This is a genomic window from Embleya sp. NPDC059237 (genome assembly GCF_042754105.1).
In the GTDB taxonomy this organism is placed as follows: domain Bacteria; phylum Actinomycetota; class Actinomycetes; order Streptomycetales; family Streptomycetaceae; genus Embleya.
The window spans coordinates 91798-117211 of the sequence record NZ_JBHZAE010000009.1 but is presented as its reverse complement, the minus strand read 5'-3'; the positions used below and the strand labels follow the sequence as shown (position 1 = coordinate 117211).

At 72.7% G+C, this 25414-nt stretch carries 20 protein-coding genes and 2 pseudogenes; 10 read left to right on the top strand and 12 right to left on the bottom strand.

What is annotated here, in order from left to right; genetic code table 11:
* The first annotated feature begins 351 nt into the window (after window positions 1-351).
* The gene (locus ACFXKZ_RS27210; RefSeq protein WP_380003641.1) at window positions 352-1143 is read left to right on the top strand and encodes a maleylpyruvate isomerase family mycothiol-dependent enzyme; all 792 of its coding nucleotides are present in this window, start codon (window positions 352-354) and stop codon (window positions 1141-1143) included.
* Here the strand turns inward: ACFXKZ_RS27210 and ACFXKZ_RS27205 are convergent.
* The 5 genes and pseudogenes from ACFXKZ_RS27205 to ACFXKZ_RS27185 all read right to left on the bottom strand — a co-directional run bounded on the left by ACFXKZ_RS27205 (window position 1116) and on the right by ACFXKZ_RS27185 (window position 8419).
* Window positions 1116-2696 carry a DUF2079 domain-containing protein gene (locus tag ACFXKZ_RS27205; RefSeq protein ID WP_380003640.1) on the bottom strand — a complete coding sequence of 527 codons (1581 nt, stop codon included), beginning with the start codon at window positions 2694-2696 and terminating at the stop codon, window positions 1116-1118. The two genes, ACFXKZ_RS27210 and ACFXKZ_RS27205, sit on opposite strands and share 28 nt — an antisense overlap.
* Before the next feature lie 147 nt (window positions 2697-2843).
* Window positions 2844-3506, bottom strand: a complete 663-nt coding sequence (locus ACFXKZ_RS27200; protein ID WP_380003638.1) for an SGNH/GDSL hydrolase family protein — start codon at window positions 3504-3506, stop codon at window positions 2844-2846.
* Between the two features lie 124 nt (window positions 3507-3630).
* Window positions 3631-5708, bottom strand: a pseudogene (locus ACFXKZ_RS27195) (HelD family protein).
* A 32-nt stretch (window positions 5709-5740) separates the two neighbouring features.
* On the bottom strand, window positions 5741-6379 hold the full coding sequence (locus tag ACFXKZ_RS27190) for a TetR family transcriptional regulator (protein ID WP_380003635.1): 639 nt from the start codon (window positions 6377-6379) through the stop codon (window positions 5741-5743).
* Between the two features lie 1404 nt (window positions 6380-7783).
* Complete coding sequence (locus tag ACFXKZ_RS27185) at window positions 7784-8419, bottom strand: hypothetical protein (RefSeq protein WP_380003633.1); 636 nt, start codon at window positions 8417-8419, stop codon at window positions 7784-7786.
* Window positions 8420-8774: 355 nt separating this feature from the next.
* On the opposite strand from ACFXKZ_RS27185, the gene ACFXKZ_RS27180 reads away from it, so the two are divergent.
* From ACFXKZ_RS27180 to ACFXKZ_RS27170, 3 genes are all read left to right on the top strand, one after another.
* Entirely contained in the window at window positions 8775-9377 is a 603-nt protein-coding gene (locus tag ACFXKZ_RS27180) for an HDIG domain-containing metalloprotein (protein WP_380003631.1), read from the top strand.
* 139 nt (window positions 9378-9516) lie between these two features.
* Window positions 9517-11652 (top strand): MMPL family transporter, encoded by a 2136-nt coding sequence (locus ACFXKZ_RS27175; protein WP_380003630.1) that lies wholly within the window; start codon window positions 9517-9519, stop codon window positions 11650-11652.
* A 38-nt stretch (window positions 11653-11690) separates the two neighbouring features.
* Complete coding sequence (locus ACFXKZ_RS27170; RefSeq protein WP_380003629.1) at window positions 11691-12158, top strand: pyridoxamine 5'-phosphate oxidase family protein; 468 nt, start codon at window positions 11691-11693, stop codon at window positions 12156-12158.
* A gap of 135 nt (window positions 12159-12293) precedes the next feature.
* On the opposite strand, the gene ACFXKZ_RS27165 is transcribed toward ACFXKZ_RS27170, so the two are convergent.
* From ACFXKZ_RS27165 to ACFXKZ_RS27145, 5 genes are all read right to left on the bottom strand, one after another.
* Window positions 12294-14417, bottom strand: coding sequence for a fibronectin type III domain-containing protein (locus tag ACFXKZ_RS27165; RefSeq protein ID WP_380003628.1), 2124 nt, complete (start codon window positions 14415-14417; stop codon window positions 12294-12296).
* 118 nt (window positions 14418-14535) lie between these two features.
* The gene (locus tag ACFXKZ_RS27160) at window positions 14536-16494 is read right to left on the bottom strand and encodes a fibronectin type III domain-containing protein (protein WP_380003627.1); all 1959 of its coding nucleotides are present in this window, start codon (window positions 16492-16494) and stop codon (window positions 14536-14538) included.
* A gap of 222 nt (window positions 16495-16716) precedes the next feature.
* Complete coding sequence (locus tag ACFXKZ_RS27155; RefSeq protein WP_380003626.1) at window positions 16717-17538, bottom strand: ABC transporter permease subunit; 822 nt, start codon at window positions 17536-17538, stop codon at window positions 16717-16719.
* Window positions 17539-17585: 47 nt separating this feature from the next.
* Window positions 17586-18419, bottom strand: coding sequence for an ABC transporter permease (locus tag ACFXKZ_RS27150; protein WP_380003625.1), 834 nt, complete (start codon window positions 18417-18419; stop codon window positions 17586-17588).
* Entirely contained in the window at window positions 18416-19354 is a 939-nt protein-coding gene (locus ACFXKZ_RS27145) for an ABC transporter ATP-binding protein (protein WP_380003624.1), read from the bottom strand. Before ACFXKZ_RS27145 ends, ACFXKZ_RS27150 begins: the two co-directional genes overlap by 4 nt.
* Window positions 19355-19532: 178 nt before the next feature.
* Here ACFXKZ_RS27145 and ACFXKZ_RS27140 point away from each other — a divergent pair, with 178 nt between their 5' ends.
* Together ACFXKZ_RS27140 and ACFXKZ_RS27135 are read left to right on the top strand one after the other, a co-directional pair.
* On the top strand, window positions 19533-20750 hold the full coding sequence (locus tag ACFXKZ_RS27140; protein ID WP_380003623.1) for a sensor histidine kinase: 1218 nt from the start codon (window positions 19533-19535) through the stop codon (window positions 20748-20750).
* Window positions 20747-21394 carry a response regulator gene (locus tag ACFXKZ_RS27135; RefSeq protein ID WP_380003622.1) on the top strand — a complete coding sequence of 216 codons (648 nt, stop codon included), beginning with the start codon at window positions 20747-20749 and terminating at the stop codon, window positions 21392-21394. The genes ACFXKZ_RS27140 and ACFXKZ_RS27135 overlap by 4 nt, the downstream gene beginning before the upstream one ends.
* Before the next feature lie 54 nt (window positions 21395-21448).
* Here the strand turns inward: ACFXKZ_RS27135 and ACFXKZ_RS27130 are convergent, their stop codons facing one another.
* Window positions 21449-21910 carry a VOC family protein gene (locus tag ACFXKZ_RS27130; protein WP_380003621.1) on the bottom strand — a complete coding sequence of 154 codons (462 nt, stop codon included), beginning with the start codon at window positions 21908-21910 and terminating at the stop codon, window positions 21449-21451.
* A gap of 149 nt (window positions 21911-22059) precedes the next feature.
* Here ACFXKZ_RS27130 and ACFXKZ_RS27125 point away from each other — a divergent pair, with 149 nt between their 5' ends.
* Window positions 22060-23064, top strand: coding sequence for a helix-turn-helix transcriptional regulator (locus tag ACFXKZ_RS27125; RefSeq protein ID WP_380003620.1), 1005 nt, complete (start codon window positions 22060-22062; stop codon window positions 23062-23064).
* 139 nt (window positions 23065-23203) lie between these two features.
* Here the strand turns inward: ACFXKZ_RS27125 and ACFXKZ_RS27120 are convergent, their stop codons facing one another.
* Window positions 23204-23527, bottom strand: a complete 324-nt coding sequence (locus ACFXKZ_RS27120) for a hypothetical protein (protein ID WP_380003619.1) — start codon at window positions 23525-23527, stop codon at window positions 23204-23206.
* Window positions 23528-23779: 252 nt separating this feature from the next.
* Here ACFXKZ_RS27120 and ACFXKZ_RS27115 point away from each other — a divergent pair.
* The 3 genes and pseudogenes from ACFXKZ_RS27115 to ACFXKZ_RS27105 all read left to right on the top strand — a co-directional run.
* Window positions 23780-23981 (top strand): annotated as a pseudogene (locus tag ACFXKZ_RS27115) (family 1 glycosylhydrolase); the annotation flags it as partial.
* A gap of 92 nt (window positions 23982-24073) precedes the next feature.
* The gene (locus tag ACFXKZ_RS27110; protein ID WP_380003618.1) at window positions 24074-24373 is read left to right on the top strand and encodes an SH3 domain-containing protein; all 300 of its coding nucleotides are present in this window, start codon (window positions 24074-24076) and stop codon (window positions 24371-24373) included.
* A 289-nt stretch (window positions 24374-24662) separates the two neighbouring features.
* Window positions 24663-25283, top strand: coding sequence for a GNAT family N-acetyltransferase (locus tag ACFXKZ_RS27105; RefSeq protein ID WP_380003617.1), 621 nt, complete (start codon window positions 24663-24665; stop codon window positions 25281-25283).
* Window positions 25284-25414: the final 131 nt, after the last annotated feature.

Sequence of the window (25414 nt, the reverse complement as noted above, 5' to 3'; positions counted from 1 at the left end):
CGGGTCGGCGCAACCGGTCGGGGACGGGCGCGCCTTGGCAGCAGGGCACGCGGGTCGACGCAACCCCTCGGGGGAGGGGGCGGCTCGGGGGCGAGGCGCACCCTGGCAGCGGCGCGCAGGTCGGCGCCACCACTCAGGGGGCGGGTGCGCCTTGGCGGCGGGGCACATGGGTTGACGCAACCCCTCGGAAGCGATGCGCACCCTGGCTGCGGGGTGCGTGGGGCGGCGCGACCGGTTGGGGGTGGGTGGGACTTGGCGGCGGGCGCGTGGGTCGGCGCGACGTGCTCGGGGGCTGGGCGCGGTCGATGTGGTGGGCGCTGGGCCGCGCGGCCATCGGACGATAATGGTGCGATGGATCGTCTCGCGTATTTTCGGCACGAGGTGCGGGCCTTCGAGATCGCCGTGCGGCGGGTTGTGGGTGCGGGGGAGGCCCCGTTCGTGCCGTCCTGTCCGGAGTGGACCGTCACCGATCTGGTCGGCCACCTCGGCGCCGTGCATCGCCTCGTGACGGCGGTGGTGGCAGGCCGGCTCACCGCGATCCCGGAGCACTCCGACGCGTCGGTGTACCACCTACCCGACGAGCGCGACGGCTGGCCGACCCCCGGCAAGGCGCCCACCCCCGGGCCGCTGCCGGTCGGCCTGGTCGACTGGTTCGCCGACGGCGCGAGCGCGTTGGCCGCGGCGTTCGCGGACACCCCCGGCGAGACCGCGGTCTGGACCTGGTCCGAGGAGCAGACCGTCGACTTCTGGGTGCGCATGCAGACCATCGAGGCGGCGGTGCACCGCTGGGACGCCGAGAATGCCCTCGGCCCCGCCGCGCCGATCGCGGCCGAATTGGCCGTCGACGCGATCCGGCAGAACTTCGAGGTGATGGCGCCGGCCCGACGAGAGCGGAGGGAGGCCGCGCCGGGAGCCGGGGAACACCTGCGATTCCGGCGTACGGACGGCCCGGAGGCGTGGTCCGTGCGCTTCGACGGCGATGTGGTCCACCTCGACGCCCCGGGCACCGCCGACGTCGAACTGGCCGGCACCGCCTCGGACCTGATGTTGTTCCTGTGGCAGCGCATCCCGGCGCACCGCCTGACCGCGACCGGCGACCGGGCCGTACTCGACCGCTACTTCACCCTCGTGCCCGCCCTGTAGGCGCGCACGCCCCCGATGCCGGCCGCCGGCGCCGGTCCCGGTGGATCGCAACGCAGCACCACGAAGCCCAGTTCCGCGCCCACCTGTTCGCACCCGGCGGCAAGCAACCGGCCCAGATAGGCGTTCTGTTCCGCCACCGACACCGGAAACCCGGCCACCCAGGTGTCCGCGACCACCCATCGGGGACGGATCCGCGGATCCGGGAGCAGCGACACCACGTTCCGCGAAGTCAACTGCGGCACCAGGTGGTTGGTCGCCGATACCGGCACGCCCTCGGGCACCAGGTCGACCATGCGCCGCGCCGCCGCATAACGCGGGTCGCCGCGCCAGAAGGCGGCGTGCGGCAGCTCCCGGAACGGGAAGTCGCGGACCAGCAGCACCGCCACGAGCAGGCAACCCACCGGCAACACCCGGGCATGGCCCCGGACGACCCACCGCCGCGCGGCGCGCAACCGCGGCCAGGCGTCGAGCAACGCGAGGAACAGCACCGGCATCAGCGTCGCGCTGTAGTGGAAGTGTGTGCCCCAGTGCAGCGGTACGTCGGACAGGAACCGCCAACCCAGTGTCGGCAGCGCGACCAGCGCCACCGGCGAGCACAGCGCCGCACCGCCCGTCACGAGCAACAGCAGCCATACCGTGTGCAGTTGCTGCTCGACCCGGGCGCCCGGACCCGGGGTGTCCGCCGGCCCGCCGGTGAACGAATCCCAGTACGGATAACCGCCGTCCGGATTCGCGGCCGGCAACACCACGCCCACCACGAGCGCCGCGACGACCAGTCCGAACCCGGCCAGGGCGAACCCGTACCGCACGGCCGCCCGATCCGGCTCGGGCGAGTGCGAGTGCGAGTGCGCGTGCGAGTGCGAGTGCGAGTGCGCGTGCGCCGCGCGATGGGCGACCAGCAGGCCGACCACCGCGACCGTCACGCCGAGGTCCTCCTTGACCAGGACCAGCGGCACCGACCAGGCCACCGCCGCCCGCAGGCGCCCCTCGATCAGCGCCGCGAGCGCGAAGGCAAGCAGCGGCACCGCGAACGCGACCTCGTGGAAGTCGAAGCGAAGCAGGCTCTGCAGGCCCCACGACAGGGCGTACGCCACGCCCAGCGCGGTGCCGCCGGCGACCCCGCAGCGCCGCACCGCGGCCCGGGTCACGGGCAGTACGGACAGCCCGACCAGCAGGGCCTGCGCGACCAGCAGCGTCTCGGCGGCGGGGAAGATCCGGTACACCGGCGCGAGCAGGGCCAGGATCGGGTGGAAGTGGTCGCCGAACACGTTGTATCCGGCCCCCTTGAGGTCGGCCACGGGGGCGCGGCCGTGTGCGTAGGACCGCACCACCTGCTCGAAGATGCCCAGGTCGAATCCGGTGGTCTCCAGCCGGTGCTGGCGCCGCACCCCGTGCGCCGCGTAAAGCGCGCACGCGCACCCTGCGACCAGCCAGGGCAGCGCGCGGGACGCGAACCGGGCCGGTGCCGCCGGAGCACCCCGTTCGGGCCGGCGCGGATCGTGTCGCACCCGGCTCGGGAGCGGGGGGCCGACGGTGGTCGTGTACTCGCTCACCCAGCGAAGGCTGGGCAGCGAACCCGACGCGGCGGCGCGGCGACACGGTTTTCGCGCGATTGATCCCCCGACCGGCGGAGTGGCGCTGAGCCGTCGGGGGCGGACGGGGCTGCGGCGCGGGCGTTCGTGGGCGGCCCGTCGAGGGCCCTACTCCGGGTCGTGGTCGGCCCGGTCGAGGTGGGGGCGCGGACCCGTGGCGCCGCCGGCCGCTCGGGGGAAGGGGCGCGGGTAGTGGGCGCCCAGGTGGAAGCGGTCGGCGAGGGCATCGGCGAAGGCCGCCGCGATGCGGACCTCGCCCGCCGGGTTGGGGTGCAGGCCGTCGGCGGTGTGGTCGCCCGCATCGAACTCGGCGTCCGTGCCGGCCACCACGATCGGCGAGTCGTCGGTGTCCAGGTCGGCGGCGATCGCGTCGATGCGCGCGTTGTAGCCGGCCGCGCGGGCGGCGAACTCCGGGTCGGGGCCCGCATGGTGCGTGGGCAGGACGTGGCCGAGCACGATCCGCAGGTTCGGATTGGCGCGGCGAGCGTCGGCGATGGAGGCCCGCAGGTCGGCCTCGAAGCGGCCCGGGTCGATCGCCGGCCGGCGCAGTTCGTCGACGCCGAGCAGGACCAGCAGATAGTCCGGCCGATGCTCGGCGACCTCGGCCCGGATGTCGTCGAGGGGGTCGTCGGAGCCGACCAGGTCGAGCCGCACATCGTGGGCGCGCAGATGCCGCCAGAGCCGATATCGCCAGGTCCGGGCGCCACCGCCGACGTGTCCGATCGCGTCGCCGGCGATCATCACCGGCACCTCGTGCGTCGCGCCCGACATCGTGGCCTCCCGGGTCGATCACCGGCCGTGTCCGGGGACGGTTCCCTCCCACACGCTAGGTTGGCCGCCCACGCACCGCCCGCCCGGCTACCGCGAACGGGTGGCGGGCCGCGGCCACCGTGTGTCACTCCAGGGCGGCCCGCAGCACCCGGGGCAGCGGTTGGGCGTGCACGATGTCCAGTCGCGACACGGCCCGGGTCAGCACCACGTACAGCCGGCCCGCGCCGCGTGCCTCGGCGGCCACGATCGCGGCCGGCTCGACCACCACGACGTGGTCGTACTCCAGGCCCTTGGCCAGCGTGGCGGGCAATACGGTCACCCGGACGACGCCGGTCGGGTCCGGTGCGTCGGCGGTGGTCGTGGCGATGCCGGCGGCGGTCAGGGCCGCGCGCAGCGCCTCGGTCCCGGTGTCGGCGGCGATCACCCCGATCGAGCCCTCGCGGGCGAGCGCGGCACGTACGGCCGCGACCGTGGCGGGCTCCGGGTCGGCGACCTCACGGATGGTCAACTCGCCGTCCCGGCGCAACGATCGGGCCGCCGGTACGTCCACGTCCAGGGCGGCCAGGAGTCGGTTGGCCAGGTCAACGATCACCGCCGGGACGCGGAAGCCGACGGTCAACGGGGCCACCTCGGCGTCGGGGCGGCCCAGGTGGGCGAGCAGGTCGGGCCAGGTGCGCGCGGCCCAGGGGGTGGTGCCCTGGGCCAGGTCGCCGAGCACGGTCACCGAGCCGGAGCCGATCCGCCGCGCCAGGGCGCGGCACTGCATCGGGGACAGGTCCTGGGCCTCGTCAACGACAACGTGGCCGTAGGTATCCGGCCGCTCGATCAGCCCGGCGACCTCATCGAGCAGCACCAGGTCGGCGGCGGACCAGCGGGCGCTCTTGGCCGCGCGCGGCGGGCCGGTCCAGCGGATGGCGTGCTGCTCGGCGGGGGTGAGCACGCCGTCGGCGGCCCGCGCCAGGGCGTCCGGGTCGGTCAGCAGTTCGGCCAGCACCTGCTCGGGTCCGACCTTCGGCCAAGAGCCGTCGACGAAGGCGGCGAGGCCCCTGGCCCGGCCCATCCGGCGCAGCCATTCCCCCGTCGGCGGCCCGGAGTTGCGCTCGGCCTGCAGTTGCAGCACCCGCACCGCGCGGGCCCGGACCCGCTCCCGGCCGACCTCGTAGGGGGTGTCCTCGGCGCGCACCTGTTCGACGATGCGGGCCAGCTCGTCGAGCGGGATGCGGCGCCGGTAGGAGCCGTCCGGGATCACCACCGGCTCGGTCGGCGCGGTGACCCGGGCGTACAGCGCGCGGCGCAGCACGATCGCCATGCGCGCGTCGTGCTTGACCACCTCGGCGGCCGGTTCGTCCCGGGCCCGGATCGTATGCCGGCCGACCTCGTCGTCGATCGTGGCCTGGCGGATCCCGGTCTCGCCGAGCGCGGGCAGCACCTCGGAGATGTAGTGCAGGAACGCCCGGTTCGGCCCGACGATCAGCAGCCCGCCGCGTTGGATGCGCCGGGGGTGGGTGTACAGAAGAAAGGCCGCACGGTGCAGGCCGACGGCGGTCTTGCCGGTGCCGGGCGCGCCCTGGACGCAGATGGACGCGGTCAGGGCCCGGCGGACCAGGTCGTCCTGTTCGGGCTGGATCGTGGCGACGATGTCGCGCATCGGCCCGACGCGGGGCCGGTTGAGCTCGCCGGCCAGGATTGTGCCGGGCGCGCTCGCGGGATCGCCGTCCCCCGGGTCGGGGCGGGCGTCCAGGTGTTCGTCCTCGAAGCTGGTCAGGTCCTCGGCGGCGCCGGCGCTACGCGGCGCCCAGCCGAAGCGGCGCCGGACCGCAACCCCTGCGGGTCGCGGGCACTCGCGCGGTAGAAGGCCCGCGAGATCGGCGCGCGCCAGTCGACGACCAGCGGCGGCACGGTCGGATCGATGCCGATCCGACGCCGCCCGATGTGGTATCGACCGCCCCGGTGCTCACCGGCCGCCCCGGACTCGGCGAAGTCGAGTCGGCCGAAGAACAGCGGCGTCTCCGGGAGTTCGGCCATCTCCCGGGCCCGGCTGCGCAACGTGTAGCCCAACGCCTCGGCGTCGGCGCCGGACGCCGAGACGTCCTCGCCGGTGACGACGTGTTCGGCCGCGCCCTCGACCATCGCGGCCATCACCGCGCGGCAGGTCTCGTGGTGGGAGCGCTCGCTGACGAGTTCGGCATCGAGAGACGTCATGCCCCCAGGATAATGCAACCCAGTTAAATACGTTACTCAGTAACACTTGCCAGTCGGGTCAACCCTCCGGCCAGCCGATCGAACGCCCCCTCGGCCGCCGCACGGGCCTCCGGAAGCAGTGCCGCCGCCCGTTCCCCCTGCGCGATCCGGCGCCAGTTCTCCCGCGCCAGAATGCGCTGGACGGTGACGATCTGCCCGGCCGCCAACAGCGCCTCCAACGGATCCGGCCCGCCCAGCGCATCAGCCAGCGCGTGTTCGGCGCGATCGGTATACGCGAGCAGCCGGGCCACCAGACTCGGCGTCCCGTACAACAGCCGATGAAAGGCCAACACCTCCGGCGCGTCACAAAGCCCGGTCACCGGATCGAACCGCTCCAGCCCGGCCACAAAGTGCAGGCGCAACGCCGTCAGCGGAGAAACACCCGCCGCCCGCCCCGCCACGACCCGCCCGGCCTCGTCCTGATGATCGGCGAACCGATGCAGCACAAGGTCTTCCTTGGTCGGGAAGTACCGAAAAAGCGTCGGCTTGGACACCTCCGCCACGGCCGCAACCTCGGCAACCGACACCGCATCGAACCCCCGAGCCACAAAGAGCCCGATGGCGGCATCCGAAATAGCCCCCACCAACCGAGCCCGCTTCATCTCCCGAAGCCCCACAACACCACCACCCATCCCCGTCACAATACGTGACCACAACCCCCAACCAGAGAGCCACAGCGGACACCGGAAACGCGGCGGGGGCGTCGGCGGAAGCGGCGGCGGAGCACGGCGGGTGGCGGCGGCGCCGGGGCGGAGCAAAGCGGGTGGTCGCGGAGCACGGAGCAGCGGAGCAGACGACGGCCGAGCACGACGGGGGCAGCGGAGCAGCGGAGCAGACGACGGCCGAGCACGACGGCGGCGGCGGTGGAGCGCAGCGGAGCCGCAACCTCGCTGCGTCACCGGTGGAGCGCAGCGGAGCCGCAACCCGGCGCCGCGCAGCGGCAACGCCCCCCTTCCGCCCCCGACGGAGCGCAGCGGAGGAGAAGCCACTCCGCCTCCGGCCACGAACCCGGCCCCCGCCCAGGCGCGGCCATGGTCGTGAGGGCCGGCAGGTGAGCCGCGCCGGGGTCGGGCCCGCGTCGGAGTCGGGCCCGCGCCGGGGTCGGGCCCGCGTCGGAGTCGGGCCCGCGCCGGGGTCGGGCCCGCGTCCGGGCAAAGCCCCCATCGGGGAGGAGGCGGAGTGATTCTCCTCCGCTTCGCTCCGTCGGGGGGCGGAAGGCGGGGGGGCGTTGCCGCTGCGCGGCACCGAGGGGGTTCCGGCTCCGCTGCGCTCCACCGGTGACGCAGCGAGGTTGCGGCTCCGCTGCGCTCCACCGCCGCCGAGGCGGGCCGAGGTCGGGGGTGGGGCCAGGTTCGTGGGAACCCCGGGAGTGAGGCCCGGGCGCGCTACCGCTATGCGGCGCCGGAATCCGGTTCCACTGCGCTTCACCAGACGCAGCGGGTTGCGAGCCGCCTTCGCCCCACCGCCGCCGAGGCGGCCCAGAGTCCGGGAACGGGGCCAGGTTCGCGGCTACCCCCGGAGTGGGCCCGGGCGCGCTACCGCTACGCGGCACCAGGATCCGGTTCCACTGCGCTCCACCACTACCGAAGCGGCCCAGGGCCGGGGCGAGGCCAGGTTCGTGAGGGCCCCCGGCCGGAGTGAGGCCCGGGCGCGCTGCCGCTGCGCGGCGCCGGGATCCGGTTCCACTGCGCTTCACCGGCGCCGGGGCGGCCCGGAAGCCGGTGCAGGGCCAGGTTCGTGAGAGCCCCCGAGGTGAGGCCCGGGCGCGTTGCCGCTGCGCGGCATCTGGATCCGGTTCCACTGCGCTCCACCACTACGAGGCGGCCTGGGGCCCGGGCAGGGCCAGGTTCGCGGCTGCCCCCGGAGTAAGGCACTGGGCGTGCTACCGCTGCGCGGCATCTGGGTCCGGTTCCACCGCGCTCCCCCGCTGCCGGCGCGGCCCGGGCCGGGTTCGTGGTTGCCCCGGGGCCGGGGCCCGGGGTGTTGCCGTTGCGCTTCATCACCGCCGCCGGGGCGAGGCCGCGCGGGGCCCCTGGTTATGCCGCGTTGGGGGTGGTGAATTTGCGGGATTGGAGGGTTGTGATGACCACGTCGGCTACCGCGCCGGCGTCGTGGCCGTCGATGTCGATCACGATCGCGTGTCGGGGGTCGGCCTCGTGGGCCAGGGTCAGGTGGGCCTCGGCCACGCGTTCGAGGGCGCCTCGGCGGGTGAGCCAGCCGCGGTCGTCGGCGGACAGGACGCGCTGGCCGGAGAGGCGGTCGCGCAGGGTGCGGGCCGAGGCGGTCAGGTGCACCGTGACGGTGGGCTCCTCCAGCACCGCCCGGTACTCCGCGACCTGGGCGCTGAGCCGCGTTCCGTCGGCCCGGTAGATCGCCGCCCCGTCGGCGGCGACGCCGGCCGCCCACGTGTGTACGATCACCGGCCCGCTCGGCCGGTGGCGCTTGACCAGCGCGTCGGCCCGCAGCAGGCCGGCCAGGCCGAGGCCGTGTCCGGGACGGGTGTCCAGGCGGATCGATTCGGCGCGTCCGGCGATCGGGGTGCAGCCCAGTGCCGCGCCGAGCGTGTCCGCGAGCGCGGCGGCACCCGCCCCGGGTGGGCCCTCGATCGCGATGAACGCGTGGTGGTCGGTGCGCCCGGCGGGAGCGGGCCCTGCGAGCGTGGTCGGGGTCATCGGGTGTCCTGGTTCGCTGGGATGGCCGTCGGTCGCGGACGGACTCGCCCGAGCGTGCGCGCGCACGTCGCCGGCCGTCGCCCCTCCACGGTGCCCGATCCCGGGATGCCCCCGCAGGATCGACCGGGCGAACATCAGGCGACCACGAGGATACCCGTCGGGGCGGCCGGCGATCGAACTCACGGACGACACAGGCCCGTTCACCCCCGCACACCACCCGATCCCGGACCTTCCCGACCCCGATCCGGGCCTTTGGCCGAGCCCCCCGCCGAGCCCGGACGCACCCCACGTCGCCGCCACGCGGGACCGTCGCCCGTGCGGACAAACCCGACGCCGCCTGGGCTAGGCTCCCCGAATGGCACAACTTCCGACGGTCGCCGAGATCACCGCGTTGCACCGGGCGTACGCACCCACCCGAGCGATCTTCGAGAAGGTGCACACCCACTGCACCATCGTCTGGCGCATCGCGGAGCAGCTCCTGACCGACCCCGCCGGCGCGGGCGTGGACCACGCCCTGGTGCGGGCCGGGTGCCTGTTGCACGACATCGGCGTCTACCGGCTCTACGACGAGACCGGCCGGCTCGACGGCGCCAACTACGTACGGCACGGCCTGCTCGGCGCGGAGATCCTGCGCAAGGAGGGCCTGCCCGAGGTGCTGCACCGGTTCTGCTCCTGTCACACCGGCGTCGGCGTGACCCGGGCCGACGTGGTGAACCAGCAGTTGCCGATCCCGGTCGACGACTACGTCGCGGAGTCGGTCGAGGAGCGCCTGGTGATGTACGCGGACAAGTTCCACAGCAAGTCGAACCCGCCCCGCTTCCTGCGCCCGGACACGTTCGCCGCCAAGATCCGCCGCTTCGGCGACGACAAGGTGGTCACGTTCGAGGCCCTGACGGCCGAGTTCGGCACCCCCGAACTCGACGTGCTCGCCGCCGAGTTCGGTCACCGCGTCAGCTAGGCCCCGGCGCCCACGGGTCGCGCGCATCGAGCCGGCCGCGCCCACCGCGTGCCCCGGTCGAGTGTCACATTCGTCGCCCCCGTCGGGTCAGCAGTTCGACCGACGCAGGCGCGGCCCACTCGACCCCTGGTGAGCACCCATGACCACGCAGACATCCGTGACCGAACCGGCCGGCGCCGGCACGCCGCCGCGGCCGCCCTCCCTCTTCCGGCGCTACGCCTCGTTCGTCGCCGGGCGGCGGTCGAAGTGGGTGGTGCTGGTGTTCTGGCTGCTGCTGATCGGCCTCGGCGGCTCACTGGCCGCCAAGCTCGGTTCGGTCCAGAACAACGAACAGCAGACCTGGCTGCCGGCGGACTCCCAGTCCACCCAGGCGATCGACGTCGCGAACAAGTACTTCACCGCCAAGGACATCATGACGGCGGTCGTCGTCTACACCCGCGACGAGGGCCTGAGCGGCACCGACCTGGCCCGGGTCGGCGAGGACCGGCGGCAACTCCTGGAACGGCGGATCGCCGCCGCCGACATCGCCCCGGCCGTCGTGTCGGACGACCACCGCGCCGCGTACCTGACGGTGCCGCTGAAGACCGACAAGAGCGACAACTCGGTGCTCGGCGACGCCGTGAAGAGTGTCCGCAAGCTCACCGAGGACCACGCCGTCGCCGGACTCGACGTGCGCATCGCCGGTCAGGCCGGCAACATCGCCGACTTCATCGATGTCTACTCCGGCATGGACGCCGCGCTCCTGGCCACCACGCTGGCGATCGTGGCGCTGTTGCTGCTGATCACGTACCGCAGTCCGGTGTTGTGGCTGATTCCGCTGATCTCGGTGGCACTGGCCGGTCAGGTCGCGTCCGGCGTGGTCTATCTGTTGGCCGAGTACGCCGATCTGACCGTCAACGGGCAGAGTTCGTACGTCCTGGTGGTCCTGGTCCTGGGCGTCGGCACCGACTACGCCCTGCTGCTGATCGCGCGCTATCGCGAGGAGTTGCATCGGCACGAGGATCGGCACGAGGCGATGGCGCTCGCGGTGACGCGCTCGATGCCGGCGATCGCCGCGTCCGCCGCCACGGTCGGCATCGCCACGCTGTGCCTGGTGTTCGGCAGCATGAACTCCACCCGCGGCCTGGGACCGGTGGTGGCGATCGGCGTGCTGATCGTGTTCTGCGCGATGACCTCGCTGCTGCCCGCGTTCCTGGTCATCCTCGGCCGGTGGGTGTTCTGGCCGCTGATCCCGCGCCACACGGGCGACTACGCGGACACGACTGCGGAGCGCGAGCACGGTACGTGGAACCGGATCGCGCGCGGCGTCGGCCGGCGGCCCCGGCCGATCTGGATCGGCAGCGTCGTGGTCCTCGTGGCACTCGCGTGCGGCTCGTTCACCCTGAGCACCGGGCAGACCCAGGGCGAGCAGTTCACCAAGAAGGTCGACTCGGTGATCGGGCAGGAACGGCTCGCCGAGCACTTCGCGGCCGGCTCCTCGGCGCCCGCCGACGTGTACGTGCGCGACGCCGGCGCCGCCGTGGCGTTGCGCGAGTTGCCGGGCGTGCCGGGGGTCGACTCCGCGACCCGGGTGGCGAGTTCGGGTGGCTGGACGCACATCGCCGCGGTGTTGCGGGACAGTCCCGACACGCACGCCGCCCGGCGGACCATCGAGCGCATCCGGCACACGCTGCGCCACGAAACGGCCGAGACCCGGTCCGCGCTGGTCGCCGGTCAGACCGCCGTCACGCTCGACACCTCCGACGCGCAGGGCGACGAGGAGAGGCTGTTGATCCCGCTGATCCTGGTGGTCGTCCTGGGGATGCTGATCGTGCTGCTGCGCTCGGTGGTCGCGCCGATCGTGCTGCTGCTGTCGGTGGTGTTGTCGTTCGGGTCCGCGGTGGGCGCGGCGGCGCTGCTGTACCACGCGCTGGGATATCCGCGGATCGACCGGGGGTTGCTGCTGTTCGGCTTCCTGTTCCTGGTGGCGCTCGGCGTGGACTACACGATCTTCCTGATGACCCGCGCCAAGGAGGAGGTCCGCGAACGTGGGCACCGCGAGGGCGTCCTGGCCGCACTGGCCGTCACCGGCGGCGTGATCACCTCGGCCGGCCTGGTGCTCGCGGCCACCTTCGCCGCGCTCACCGTGATCCCCACGGTCAACTCGCTGCAACAGGGCGTGCTGGTCGCGGTCGGCGTGCTCCTGGACACCCTCCTGGTGCGCAGTCTGCTCCTGCCGGCGCTCGCGCTGGAGATCGGCCCCCGTTTCTGGCGACCGGCGCGTCCGCAAGACTAGGTCGACGACGCAAGCACGGAATCGGAGGCAACCGCACCATGAGCACGCCACGACCGCCCGCCCGCAGCGCCGAACAGCGCCGCCTGGACACCCTGCACCGTCTCGAACACGACGTGGACGCGTGGGTGGCCACCGCCGACGCGACAACCGGAACGCCGTATCTGGTACCGCTGTCGTTTCGCTGGGACGGGGAGACGATCCTGATCGCGACCGTCTCCACGAGCCCGACCGCGCGCAACCTGCTGGCGGGCGGTACGGCCCGGCTCGGCATCGGGCCGACCCGCGACGTGATCATCATCGAGGCCGACGCCGAACCCGTGGCGGTCGCCGACATGGCGGCCGAGACGGCGGACGCGTTCGCCGCCGCCTGCGGCTTCGACCCGCGCGTGGCCGGCGCTCCGTACCACTACTTCCACCTGCGTCCACGGCTCCTCCAAGCCTGGCGCGAGGCCAATGAGCTGAAGGGCCGCACCCTCCTGCGGGACGGCGACTGGCTGCACCCGTAGCGGGATTCGGCGGGTCGCCGAACATGGACCGGCCCGCCGCCGGTCTCGCGTGGGTACCGGCGGCGGGGGTCGTATCGGGGATGGCAGCCCGGGGTGTTTCCCGGGGTGCTTCTCTGGGTGCCTCCTGCGCGGGGCCTACCTGCGGAAGTACGTGTCGAAGTTGCGCGAGAACTCGAGGTTGTTGAACCGGTCCCAGTTGATCGACCAGGTCATCAGGCCCCGCAGGTTCGGACGGACACCGTGCGTCTGGTAACTCCCGCAATTGGTGCCCTTGGTCAGGCAGTCCAGCGCCTTGTTGACCTCCGTGGTGGACACCCAGCCGTTGCCCGCCTGGGTCGAGGCCGGCATGCCGATCGCGACCTGCTCCGGGCGCAGCGCGGGGAACATGTTCTCGGTCTTGCCCGCGACCGGGAAGCCGGTGAGCAGCATGTCCGTCATCGCGATGTGGAAGTCGGCGCCGCCCATGCTGTGGTACTGGTTGTCCAGGCCCATGATCGAGCCGGAGTTGTAGTCCTGCACGTGCAGCAGGGTCAGGTCGTCACGCAGGGCGTAGATCACCGGCAAGTAGGCGCCACAGCGCGGGTCCTGGCCGCCCCACTGCCCGGCTCCGTAGTACTGGTAGCCCAGTTGCACGAAGAACGTCTCCGGCGCCATGGTGAGCACGAACCGGCTGCCGTACTTGGCCTTGAGCGTCTTGACCGCCGAGATCAGGTTGACGATCACCGGGGTGGTCGGGTTCTTGAAGTCGGTGTCGCCGGTGTTCAGGGACAACGAGTGGCCCTCGAAGTCGATGTCCAGGCCGTCGAGTCCGTATTCGTCGATGATTGCGCCGACGGACTGGACGAACTTGTCGCGCGCGGCCGTCGTGGACAGTTGCACCTGGCCGTTCTGGCCGCCGATCGAGATCAGTACCTTCTTGCCGGCCGCCTGCTTGGCCCGGATGGCGGCCTTGAAGTCGGCGTCGCTCTCCACGCCGGGGCACTCGGTCACCGGGCAGCGGTTGAACCGGATGTCGCCGGAGGTGACCGACGTCGGCTCGCCGAAGGCCAGGTTGATCACGTCCCAACTCGCGGGAACGTCCGCCAACTTGGTGTAGCCCGAGCCGTTGGCGAAGCTCGCGTGCAGGTAGCCGATCAGGGCGTGCGGGGGCAGTTGGCCGCCACCGCCGTCGGTCGCGGTGGTGACGGTGAGCACCGCCGACTTGGCCGATTCGCCGGCCGCGTTGGTCGCACTCACCTGGAAGCCGTACGCGGTGGCGGCGGTCAGTCCGGTCACGGTGGCGGTGGTACCGGTCACGGACTGCGCCAACACCCCGTCGCGGTAGACGTTGTAGCCGCTCGCGCCGGACACCGCGGTCCACGACAGCGGTACGGTGGTCGTGGTCGGCGTGCCGGCCGCGAGACCGGTCGGGGTGGCGGGAATCTGGGTGCCTCCTCCGGTGGTGGTCACGCTGACGGGGGCCGACTTGGCCGACTCCCCGGCCGAGTTGGCCGCGCTGACCTGGAAGCTGTACGCCGTGGCCTGGGTCAGACCGGTCACCGTGGTGTTCGTGCCGGTGACGGTCTGCGCCAACACCCCGTCGCGGTAGACCTTGTAGCTCGTCGCGCCGGGAACCGCGGTCCAGGACAGCGGCACGCTGGTCGCGGTCGGCGCGCCGGCGGCCAATCCGGTGGGGGTGGCCGGGATTTGGGTGGTGCCGCCGGGGCCGACCAGGGAGAGGTCGTCGGCGTAGTAGGCGCCGGTGCCGTACCAACCGTGCGTGTACAGGGTGACCGAGGTGGTGCTCGGCCCGGTGCGGAAGTTCGTGGTGAGGCGGGTCCAGTCCGGTGCGGAGCCGGTCCACGTGGACGGGTCGGTGGTGCCGGTGCCGGTCGCGCCGAGGTAGACGTAACTGCCGCGCAGCCAGCCGGAGATGACGTAGTCCGAGGAGGGTTGCACGGTGACGGTCTGCGAACAGCGCGCGTTGTCGCTGCCGGCGGGGGTGGCCTTGAGGGCTCCGGTGCCGGCGTGTACCGGGGTGGTGACCGCGACGCCGCTGCCGGCGCTGCAGGTCCAGCCGCTCAGGGCCGACTCGAAGCCGCCGTTCTGAACCAGTTCGGCGGCACCGGCGGCGGTGGTGTCCGCGGCGTCGGCCGCACCGCCGCCGGCGACGGTGAGCATGGCGGCGGTCAGGAACGCGGTGCTCGTCGCGGCGACGAGGGGGCGCAGCCGCTTGGCGCGTGGTCGCGTGGGGGGACGAACGCTGGTGGATCCGGACATGGGATTCCTCGCGTGGTCGGGACGGGACGGTGCGGGGAGCCCGGGCCGGTCGCGTGGTCCGGCCCGGGCGGGGCCTGTCCGGTGGATCCCGCCGGGATCCGGACAGGCCCCGGTGGCACTACGGCAGCGTGTCGAGGTGCGGGCCGACGGTGTTGGAGAACTGGTTGCCGTTCAGGGCGTCCCAGTTGGTCGACCACGTCATCGCGCCGCGCAGACCCGGGTAGGTCTTGCTCGGCTTGAACGTGCCGCAACCCGTGCCCTTGGCCAGGCAGTCCAGGGCGTTGTTGACGACGGTCGGCGAGACATAGCCCGAACCGGCGCCGCGCGGTGAGGCGGGCAGACCGAGGCCGACCTGCGAGGGCGCCAGGCCGCCTTCGAGTTGGATGCAGGCGAGGCCGGTCATGAAGTCCACCGTGCCCTGGCTGTAGACCTTGCCGTCGCAGCCGAGCATCGCACCGCTGTTGTAGTACTGGGTGTTGACGACGGTGAGGATGTCCTTGATCGCCAGCGCGGTCTTGAAGTACTCGGTTCCGGTCGACTGCATGTCGAGGGTCTGCGGCGCCATGGTGATCACCAGGCTCGGGCCGACCTTGCCGGAGAGCGAGCGCAACGCCTGTGCCATGTAGGTGGAGTTGATGCCGTTCTCGAGGTCGATGTCGACGCCGTCGAACCCGTAGTTCTGGAACAGGGTGTACAGCGTGTTGGAGAAGTTGCTCGCAGCGGACGCGCTGTTGATCGAGACGCTGCCCTTCTCCCCGCCGACCGAGATGATCACCTTCTTGCCGGCCGCCTTCTTGGCCGCGATGTCGGCCTTGAACTGCGCCTCGGAGTAGTTCAGCGCCGGGTCGAGGGTGAACGAGACGCCACCCGGTTGGCCGGTCGCGTCGGCGAACGAGACCGCGATGATGTCGTATTCGGCGGGCACCTGGGCGATGGTCTGGATCGTGGCGCCGTTGTTGAAGTTCTGCCAGTAGCCGGTGAGTACGTGCTTGGGCAGCGTGCCGCCGCCCCCGCCGTTGGTGGTGGTCGCGGTCACCGCGCCGGACTTGGCCGATTCGCCGGCCGCGTTGGTGGCGCTGACCTGGAAGCTGTACGCGGTGGCCGGCGTCAGGCCGCCGGCGGTGGCGGAAGTCCCGGTCACGGACTGCACCTTGGCGCCGTTCTGGTACAGGTTGTAGCCGGTCGCGCCGGGGACCGCGTTCCACGAGAGGGGGACGCTCGTGGACGTCGGGGCGCCGGCCGCGAGACCGGTCGGGGTGGCGGGGATCTGGGTACCGCCGCCGGTGGTGCTTGCGCTCACGGTCGCCGACCTGGGGGACTCGCCGGCGGAGTTGGTCGCGGTGACCTGGAAGCTGTACGCGGTGGACGGCGTCAGGCCGGTGACGGTGGCGGAAGTGCCGGTCACGGACTGCACCTTGGTGCCGTCGCGGTACACGTTGTAGCCGGTCGCGCCGGGCACCGCGTTCCACGAGAGGGGGACGCTCGTGTCGGTGGGGGCGCCGGTGGCCAGACCGGTGGGGGCGGCCGGGATCTGGGTGCCGCCGCCGGGTCCGGACAGGGTGATGTCGTCGGCGTAGTAGGCGGGTTGGCCGTACCAGCCGTGGGTGTAGACCGTGACGGACGTGGTGGACGGACCGGTCCGGAACGTGGTGGTGAGCTGCTGGTAGGTGCCGGCGCCCGGCGTCCACGTGGACGGGTCGGTGGTGCCGGTGCCGGTCGCGCCCAGGTAGACGTAGCTGCCCTGGACCCAGGCGCTCAGCGTATAGGCGGAGTTGGGGAGGACCGTGACGGTCTGGCTGCAGCGGGCGTTGTCCGCGCCCGCCGGGGTGGCCTTGAGGGCCCCGGTGCCGGCATGCACCGGGGTGCTCGCCGCCGCGCCGGAGCCGGCCGAACAGGTCCAGCCGGAAAGTCCGTCCTCGAAGCCGGGGTTGCTCACCAGGTTGTCGGCGGCCCGGGCACTGCCGGCGCCCACGAGGGTGAGACCGGCGCCGGCCAGGGTGATCGCCGCGAGGGCGGCGAGGGTGGGATGCCCGCGGCGAGGGGACTTCGCTCGCGGAACGTGCGAAACGCGTGCCACTACTGCCTCCGTGCGTGGAGAAGCGATGTGGGTGGTAGCGATGGGACTTGCATGCGCGACAGCCCGCCCTGCGCGCTTATTGGTCTAGGCCAAAGTGGTCCAGACCAATAGAGCGTGTCAAGGTTTTCCGGGTGATCCGACGCCGTTTACCTGGGCGTCGCCGTTCGATTACGCTCCGCAGTGGGCGGATTGCCCTCGTTGCGGCCCACGGCCCGCGCCCGCTCAGAGGTCGCGGCGGCGCAGGACGAGCGCGGCGGCGACCAGGAGGGCGAGCGGCCAACCGGCCAGGACGAGCCAGGAGTGGGTCGCCGACGGGGGGTACGGGCCGAGTTCGTCGTCGGCGGTGCCCAGACTCGCCAGTGCGGACCAGGCGTTGCGCGGCATGAGATTGGCCGCTTCGGCAAGGAATCGGCCGCCCTCGGGGATCAGTTCGGGCACCACACCGAGCGTGACGAAGACCGCGAACACCGCGCCCGCCTGGTGCCGGACCAGCACGCCGGCGGCCAGGCCGAGCAGCGCGGCCACCGGGAGCAACACGCAGGCCGCCAGGAATCCGCGCGCCACGCCTGGGTCGCCGGGCGCGAGGCCGAGGCCCTTGCCGGACAACACCACCTGGGACGTCCCGTACGAGGCGATCGCCGTCGGCACACCGACCGCGGTCGCCACGGCGGCCGACACCGCAGCCTTGGCAAGGAGTACGCGGCGCCGGTCCGGAACGGCGATGAAGGTGGTACGGATCAGGCCGCTCGCGTACTCGCCGGTGATGGACAGTGCGCCGATCACCGCGGCGCCGATCATCAGGAAGCCCCAGACGCCGTGGTTGAAGGAGGCGGCGAGTCGATCGAAGTCGGTGCGATCGCGCGTGCCGATGAGGTCCACGCCGGAGCACAGGAACCAGGACAGGGCGACGGTGCAGGGCGGGGCGAGGAGGAGGGGGAGCAGGAGCAGCCGCTGGGAGGAGAGTTTCAGCCACTCGGCGGCGAGGAGGTCGGGGTAGCGGGCGGGGCGGGAGTGGATCGCGGTGGTGAGCGTGGGCGTGGGCATCCTGGGTCCTTGTCGCGGTGGGGGCCGGCGGCGGGGCACGGCGCGGGTCAGACGTCGCGGCGGCGCAGCAGCGGCAGCAGTACCGCGAGCGCGGCGAACGCCCAGGCAGCGAGCGTGATCCAGGCCGTCGGCACGGACGGCAGCCGTTCGACGGTGTGGCCCGGGTCCATCACGGTCAGCCGCCCCCACGCGTAGCCCGGCAGCGCGTTGGTCACGTGCGCGCTCCATTCCGCGTCCAGCGGCGGGATGCGTCCCTTTCCGGCCACCGGTCCGGCCAGGAAGAAAACGAGCACCGCGAATACCGTTCCGGCGGTGTTGCGGATGATCGCCGCCAGGGCCATCCCGATCAGCCCGCAGACCGGAAGCAGCAGGGCGGTGCCGGCGATGGCGCGGCCCACGCCGGGGGTGCCGTACGAAAAGCCCGGGATCCGGTCGCCGTAGGTGGCGAGCGTGACGCCCCAGACGCCGACGCCGATCACCAGGCCGACGCCGGCGAGGGTGCCGGTGAGCACCGCCGCCTTGGCCGCCAGGACCCGGGTGCGCGCCGGTACCGCGATGAACGTGGTCCGGATCAGGCCGCTCGCCTGTTCCCCTGCCACGGTCATCGCGCCGAGCGTGCCGGCGGTGGCCATCAGCAGCAGGAACTTCGGGAAGGGGAAGGCGTCGTGCGCCGGATCCGGGTGCCGCTTGAGTTCGGCGGCCAGGGTCGGCCAGTGCGCGTACGTGGTCGCGGCGCCGTCGTGGGCGAAGTAGAGGTAGAGCGGGACGAGCAGGCCGAGCACGATCGGGGTCGAGCGCAGCGAGGTCAGTTTGATCCACTCGGCGGCGATCAGGTCGCGCCATCGGGGGCGGGTGTCCGGGGTGGTCCACGTGGTGCTCACCGGCCCGCCCTGCCCTCGGCGCGGGCTGCCGTCGCCGCCGCGCGATACCGCACGCTGTCCGCCGTGAGCTGCATGAAGGCGTCCTCCAGGGTGCCGCCGTGTGCGGTGACTTCGTGGACCATCACTCGGTGGGTGAAGGCCAGTTCGTTCACCTCGGCGGCCGTCGGGCCGGTCACCGCGAGCGTGTCGGGTCCGTGCGCCCGGACCGTGGCGCCGGCCGCGGCCAGCACGGCGGCCAGCGCGGTCGGGTCGGGCGTTCGCACGGTGACGCCGCCGGTGGTCGCACGGGCCGCGAAGGCGGCGAGCGATTCGTCCGCGATCAACCGCCCGGCGCCGATCACGACCAGGTGGTCGGCGGTGTGTTCCATCTCGCCCATCAGGTGGCTGGAGACCAGCACGGTACGGCCCTCCGCCGCCAGTTCGCGGAACAACCCGCGCGCCCACCGGATGCCCTCCGGATCGAGGCCGTTGACCGGTTCGTCGAAGAGCAGCACGGGCGGGTCGCCGAGCAGGGCGGTGGCGATGCCGAGGCGCTGCCGCATACCGAGCGAGAAGCCGCCGATCCGGCGCCGGCCCGCGTCGCCCAGGCCGACGGTGGCCAAGACCTCGCGCACCCGGCCGCGCGGGAGTCCGTTGCTGCGGGCCAGCGCGCCCAGGTGGGCGTTCGCGGTGCGGCCGTTGTGTACGTCGTTGGCGTCGAGGAGCGCGCCGACGTGGCGCAGTCCGGTGCCGAACTCGCGGAACGAGCGCCCGTCGATGGTCGCCCGGCCGCTGGTGGGCGTGTTCAGGCCGAGCAGCATGCGCAGGGTGCTGGTCTTGCCCGCGCCGTTCGGGCCGAGGAATCCGGTCACCCGGCCCGGGCGCACGGTGAAGGTCAGGCCGTCGACGGCCAGGACGCGGCCGTAGCGTTTGGTGAGGTGTTCGATCTCGATCATGCCGTCGAGGTTGCCGGGGGGCGGGGGTGGGTCGCATCGGCCCGTGGCCCGGCCTCGGGGGCGGGCGGCGCGGTCTGCGGGGGCGGGCGGCTCCTTCCTCGGGTGGGCTCGGCTCCGTCCGTGGGACGCAGTCCACGGGCTGATTCGGGGTGGGGCGGATGCCGGCTAGGGTCGGCACGTGCCACGACTCTCGAAGCCCTCCGCCCCGCCGACCCGGTTGTCGCCGGGCGCGTTGACGACGCTCGGCTGGTGCGCGGTCCCCGCGTTCGCGCTGCTGCTGTACGGGACGCTGCCGCAGCCGATCCATCCGGTGTTCCTGGCTCGGGATCGTTTCCTGTCGCCGTCGCCGGGTGTGGTGGTGGCGGTGGCCGTGGTGGCGGCGCTGCCGATCGGGTGGGCGGTGCGGCGGCCATTGCCGGTGCTCGGGCTGCTGCTGGCCGAGGCGGTCGCGGCTCGGGTGTTCGGGACGCGGTGCTGGCCGCTGTTCCTGGCGGCGGATGTAGTGGTCTTCCATCTCGCGGTGACCTGTACGCGCCGGGCCTCGGTGGTGGGTCTGGTGGGCGTGCTCACCGGCTGGACCGTGGTCGCCACGGCCTTCGTACCGGCGGGCCGGATCTTCGCCGTGCTCACCGGGCCGTCCTCGGGGCTGGCGGTGATCGCCGTCGCGGCGTGGATCCTGGGCAGTTGGATCCGCCTCCGGCAGGACCACGCCGAAGAGTTGCGGGCGCAGGTCGCGGTACAGGCGGTGCAGGCCGAACGGCTGCGGATCGCCCGGGAGTTGCACGACCTGGTCGCGCACAACATCGGCGCCATCGCGATCCAGGCGGGCGCGGCGCGGCGGGTGATCGAGACCCAGCCGACGGGGGCGCGCGACGCGCTCGGGGTGATCGAGGCGACCAGCCGGGAGACGCTGACGGGGCTGCGGCACCTGCTCGGCGCGCTGCGCGGGGCGGACGACGGCGCGGCGGACGTCGGCGCGGTGGGCTCGGCGCCGGGCGCGCCGGCGGCGGGCCTCGCGGACCTCGATCGACTGGTGGCGGGCATGGCGGAGGCGGGGGTCCGGGTGGAGATCCGCCGGCTGGGGCAACCTCGGCCGCTGGCGGCGGAGATCGAGTTGTCGGCGTTCCGGATCATCCAGGAATCGGTCACCAACGTGGTGCGGCACGCAGAGGCCGACCGCTGCCGGGTGTCGGTGGACTACGGGGTGGCGGAGTTGGCGCTGGAGATCGTGGACGACGGGGGCGGCGGCAGAGCCGGCGGTCGGGCGGCGGGGCTTGCCGGCAGCGGCTACGGGATCGCCGGGATGCGTGAGCGGGTCGCCCTGCTGCACGGGTGGTTCAGCTCCGGGCCGCGGCCCGAGGGCGGCTTCCGGGTGGCCGCGGGGTTGCCGATATGACGATCCGGGTCGTCTTGGTCGACGACCAGCCGGTGGTGCGTGCCGGGCTGCGGATGTTGATCGCCGACATCGCGGACATCGACGTGGTGGGCGAGGCGGGCACCGGCGCCGACGCGGTCCGGCTGGTCGACGAACTCGGTCCGGACGTGGTGGTGATGGACATCCGGATGCCGGTGATGGACGGGATCGAGGCCACCCGGATCATCACCGCGAAGTCCCCGGCCTCGCGGGTGATCGTGCTCACCACGTTCGACGAGGACGAGAACGTGTACGGGGCGCTGCGCGCGGGCGCCGCCGGGTTCCTGGTGAAGGACATGGTGCTGGAGGACATCATCGCCGCGATCCGGGTGGTCTCCGTCGGCGACGCGCTGATCGCCCCGGCGGTCACCCGCCGCCTGATCCGCGACTTCGCCGACCGACCTCCCACACCCACCCGCCCCCGACGCCCGATCGAGGGCATCACCGACCGCGAACGCGAGGTCCTGATCCTGATCGCCCGCGGCCTCTCCAATGCCGAAATAGCCGCCGAGCTGTACATCACGATGGCCACCACAAAAAGCCACGTGGCCCGCCTCCTCTCCAAACTGACCGCCCGAGACCGCATCCACCTGGTCATCACCGCCTACGAGGCAAACCTGGTCTGAGGTCCGGCCGGGGGCGTGGGGGCGGCCGGTGTCGGAGCGGTCCCGGGTCAGGGGTCAGTCGAGGCAGAATTCGTTGCCTTCCGGGTCGGTCATGACGATGTGGCCGGCTTCGAGGGGTGGGGTGGGGTCCTGGCGGTGGACGCGTTTGGCGCCGAGGGCTTCGAGGCGGGTGCATTCGGCTTCGAGGGCTGCCATACGTTCTTCGCCCCGGAGGCCGGGGGCCGCGCGGACGTCGAGGTGGACACGGTTCTTGGCGGTCTTGCCTTCCGGTACCTGCTGGAAGAACACGCGTGGGCCCCGGCCGTCCGGGTCCTCGATGGCCGATCGCGAGTTGCGCTGCTCCTCCGGGACGCCGATCCGGGCGAGGAAGTCGTCCCAGGCGGCGAGGGGGTCGGCGCCCTCGGGCAGGTCGACTCCGGGCGGGGCGGGGTGCACGTAGCCGAGGGCGTCGCGCCAGAAGGTGGACAGGGCCTTGGGGTCGTGGGCGTCGAAGGTGACCTGGATGTGGCGGCTCATGGGGTGATCCGTTCGTGGGGGTTCGGGGTGTGACTTCGTGGGGGTTCGGGGGTGTTTCTTCATTGGGCTCTTGCTGCTCCTCCCACCTCGGCGATCCTGGCACGCATTGCGGACAGGATCGGTCCGCTGTCTCTGGCACCGTGGACGGCATGGTTGTGGCGAGCGGTGGCGAGTTGGGGACCACGGAGCGGGTGCTCACGTTGCTCGGGTTGTTGCAGCAGCGGCGGGTGTGGACCGGGGTGGAGTTGGCCGATCGGCTTCGGGTCACCGCGCGGACCGTGCGGCGCGATGTGGAGCGGCTGCGAGTGCTGGGGTATCCGGTGCACGGCGGGCAGGGGGTCGGCGGGGGCTACCGGCTCGGGGCGGGGCAGGAGGTGCCGCCGCTGCTGCTGGACGACGAGGAGGCGATCGCGACCGCGGTGTCGTTGCTCGCGGGTGCGGGCGGCGCGGTCGCCGGTGCCGGGGAGGCGGCGCTCCGAGCGTTGACCAAACTCGATCGGGTGTTGCCCGCGCGGTTGCGGCACGAGGTGCGGGCGCTGTCGGGTTCGGTGGAGTTCTTCGGCCGGGGGCGTACGCCCGTCGACCCCGAGGTGGTGATGACGCTGGCGGGGGCGTGCCGGGACGAGGTCGAGGCAGGCTTCGACTACCCGTCCGGGGGCGAGGTACGGCGGCGGCGGGTCGAGCCGTATCGGCTGGTCGCCTCCGACCGACGGTGGTATCTCCTCGCGTACGACCTCGACCGGGACGGCTGGCGCAGTTTCCGGGTCGACCGGATGACCGGGGTGTCGGCGCGGACCTGGCGCTTCCGGCCGCGCGCCGCGCCGGACGCGGCGGCTTATGTACAGGAGGGTGTGGCGAGTCGGGTGTACGCGCACCAGGCCCGCTTCCTGGTCCACGCGCCGGCCGACACGGTACGCGCGCAGATCCCCCCGTCGGCGGCCGTCGTACACCCGCGCGGGGACGACCGCTGCGAGGTCGTCAGCGGTGGGGGCAGCCTCGACTACGTCCTGATGCACGTGGCGCTGCTCGGCCACGACTTCGAGGCGATCGCCCCGCCGGAACTGGGCGCCCGCTGCCGCGAGTTGGCCGGCCGGCTGGCCGCGGCCGGGGCGGCGCTGCCGGGTGGGCCCGGCGGCGACCCGACTCCGGGGTAGGCGTGGGTCGTTCCCCGTCGAGGTGAGTGCCCCGTGAAGTCGCGGGCGGCGGGCGGTCAGGGCATGTGGCCAGGGGCCGGTCGGGTTGCTCGCTCTGTCGTTGGTCGGGGCGCCGCGACCGGTCGGTCACCGGCCCCGGTCAACCATCCGTGGTGCGGGGCCCGTTGACGGTGGGCGGGCGGGGTCGGCCCGATGGGCGGCGGCGGTGTACGACGATCAGGATGTCGGTCCAGGCGATGCCGGCTCCGATGATGGAGCCGATCGCGGCCAGGATCCACAGGGCGCGGGCGCCTGCCGCGTTGGTGTCGGCGGCCACCGCGAACAGGGTGGCGGCCAGGATCAGGACCGGTAGCGCGATGCCGGCCGGGGTCAGGCGGCGGGCGAGTGGGCTGAGATGGACGGGTAGGTGATGGTGACCGCCGGCGCTGCGGCTCGGAGGTGGCTGGGCTGCTCGTGCGGTCATGGTCGACATCTACCCGACGATGCCCCCGCCACGCCAGACCGGAACGACGACTCGGCGGTTTCGTGCCCGGGCGGAGATGGTGTGGGCGAAGGGGTGAGAGCGTCCGGTTCAGTCGTCCTCGGGGATGGGGTTGCCGGCCGCCGCGCTCTCGTTCCATGTCCGGCTTCAGGAGCCACTGGAGCCGAAGGCCGTCGACGGCGGCGAGCAGGATTCGGGCCACCCCGGCGGCGTCGGGTACGGAGCCCGCGCCGGGCGACGAACGACGACACCCGGCGGATCGCCCATACCTCGGGCGCCCTGACCGAATTGGCGGCGGCGCCGGTCGACGGCATCGACGTACGCGGCTACCTGCACTGGTCGTTGCTGGACAACTTACGAATGGGGCTCCTACGGACCGACGTTCGGCCCGGTCACCGTCGACCGGCACACCTTCGCCCGGCCCCCTGAGTGGTGAGTTCGTCGCGAGCGTTGACGGTCCTGCGGAACTCGGCGTACCCGGACGGGGAATCGGCCTCGCCCCGGCACCGGCCCTGCGCGCGGATGTCCATGTCCGCGATGACGGTCCGGTCGGCCTTCTCGGACTGCGCCACCGCAGCGGCGCGAACCGCTACGGTGCAGAGCAGCCCGGGACACTTCCTCGCCGACGGCGTCAACATCCGCAGCGGACCGGGACTCGGCTACACGATCCTGGGCCAGGGCTACAACGGTGAAACATTCACCGCCCACTGCGCCGTGGCCAACGCCGAGGGCCACTGGTACCACCTGACGACCCACAGGGGCAACGTCACCGGCTATGCGGACCAGAACTACCTGTTCAACGACGGTGGCCTCCTGGGCAACTGCTGACGTCAGGCACAAGCGTTCCGGACACGTCGGCACCCGTTGAAGACCACAACCGCGTGCGATCCGTCACCAACCTCCGTGGGCAATACACCTAGCCGTCCGCGGAGTGGCTCGCGGACCTGGGCTGCTCGGGTGCCCTTCCGCACCTGCGCGGCTGACGCACGGGGGCGGGTCCATCCACCGCGCGAATTCGGCCCGGCGGTCGACGGGAATGGGCCCGTACGCCCGCGCATTCGGGCTGACCGGACGGGGTTGGGGCGGGCCGCCGGCAGGGTCGGCCTAGGCTGGGCGTGTGAGCACTTCCCCGTACCAACCCGTACCCGCACGGGTGGCGACGAGCGCGGATGTCGACGCGATCGTCGCCGCCCTGACCACCGCTTTCTTCGACGACCCCATGTGGGGACCGGCGTTCCCCGACGTCGAGCGTCGGGCCGAACAGGCGTCCCAGCTCTGGCGGTTGCTCGCCGGCTCCGCGCTGCGTCACCCCTGGGCGCTGGTCACCGAGCACGTGGAGGCCGCGGCACTGTGGATCCCACCGGGCGCGAGCGAGTTGGCGGCGGAGGAGGAGAGCGATCTGGAGACGTTCCTGGTCGAGCTCACCGACCGCCCCACCGCCGACGCAATCCTGCGCATCTTCGAGCTGCTCGGCGACGCGCAACCGAGCGAACCGCACTTCTACCTGAGCCTGTTGGCCACCCACGACGACCACCGCGGCCGTGGCCTCGGCATGGGCCTGCTGACCGAGAACCTGGCCCGGATCGACGCCCTCGGCGAGCCCGCCTACCTCGAGTCGTGCAACCCGGCCAACAACGCGCGTTACGAACGGGCGGGCTTCACCACTCTCGATACGATCACCCTGGACACCGGCCACGTGGTCACCACCATGTGGCGCCCGGCCCACCCCACGCCCTGAGCCGCCCGGCGCCCCGAGCCACCGCACGCCGACTCGTCCGGCGCCACCACCCACCCCCCGAACCTCACGTTTTGCTCAGATCCCGCCCCTCCCACGCGCCACCCTCCTAGCCTCGTCGCCTACGGGCGATC

What these genes read in the sequence shown, in the direction of transcription:
- ACFXKZ_RS27210 (WP_380003641.1), top strand. Translation starts at nt 352, where the DNA reads ATGGATCGTCTCGCGTATTTTCGGCACGAGGTGCGGGCCTTCGAGATC.
- ACFXKZ_RS27200 (WP_380003638.1), bottom strand. Translation starts at nt 3,506, where the DNA reads ATGTCGGGCGCGACGCACGAGGTGCCGGTGATGATCGCCGGCGACGCG.
- ACFXKZ_RS27190 (WP_380003635.1), bottom strand. Translation starts at nt 6,379, where the DNA reads ATGGGTGGTGGTGTTGTGGGGCTTCGGGAGATGAAGCGGGCTCGGTTG.
- ACFXKZ_RS27185 (WP_380003633.1), bottom strand. Translation starts at nt 8,419, where the DNA reads ATGACCCCGACCACGCTCGCAGGGCCCGCTCCCGCCGGGCGCACCGAC.
- ACFXKZ_RS27180 (WP_380003631.1), top strand. Translation starts at nt 8,775, where the DNA reads ATGGCACAACTTCCGACGGTCGCCGAGATCACCGCGTTGCACCGGGCG.
- ACFXKZ_RS27175 (WP_380003630.1), top strand. Translation starts at nt 9,517, where the DNA reads ATGACCACGCAGACATCCGTGACCGAACCGGCCGGCGCCGGCACGCCG.
- ACFXKZ_RS27170 (WP_380003629.1), top strand. Translation starts at nt 11,691, where the DNA reads ATGAGCACGCCACGACCGCCCGCCCGCAGCGCCGAACAGCGCCGCCTG.
- ACFXKZ_RS27165 (WP_380003628.1), bottom strand. Translation starts at nt 14,417, where the DNA reads ATGTCCGGATCCACCAGCGTTCGTCCCCCCACGCGACCACGCGCCAAG.
- ACFXKZ_RS27155 (WP_380003626.1), bottom strand. Translation starts at nt 17,538, where the DNA reads ATGCCCACGCCCACGCTCACCACCGCGATCCACTCCCGCCCCGCCCGC.
- ACFXKZ_RS27145 (WP_380003624.1), bottom strand. Translation starts at nt 19,354, where the DNA reads ATGATCGAGATCGAACACCTCACCAAACGCTACGGCCGCGTCCTGGCC.
- ACFXKZ_RS27135 (WP_380003622.1), top strand. Translation starts at nt 20,747, where the DNA reads ATGACGATCCGGGTCGTCTTGGTCGACGACCAGCCGGTGGTGCGTGCC.
- ACFXKZ_RS27130 (WP_380003621.1), bottom strand. Translation starts at nt 21,910, where the DNA reads ATGAGCCGCCACATCCAGGTCACCTTCGACGCCCACGACCCCAAGGCC.
- ACFXKZ_RS27125 (WP_380003620.1), top strand. Translation starts at nt 22,060, where the DNA reads ATGGTTGTGGCGAGCGGTGGCGAGTTGGGGACCACGGAGCGGGTGCTC.
- ACFXKZ_RS27120 (WP_380003619.1), bottom strand. Translation starts at nt 23,527, where the DNA reads ATGACCGCACGAGCAGCCCAGCCACCTCCGAGCCGCAGCGCCGGCGGT.
- ACFXKZ_RS27110 (WP_380003618.1), top strand. Translation starts at nt 24,074, where the DNA reads ATGTCCGCGATGACGGTCCGGTCGGCCTTCTCGGACTGCGCCACCGCA.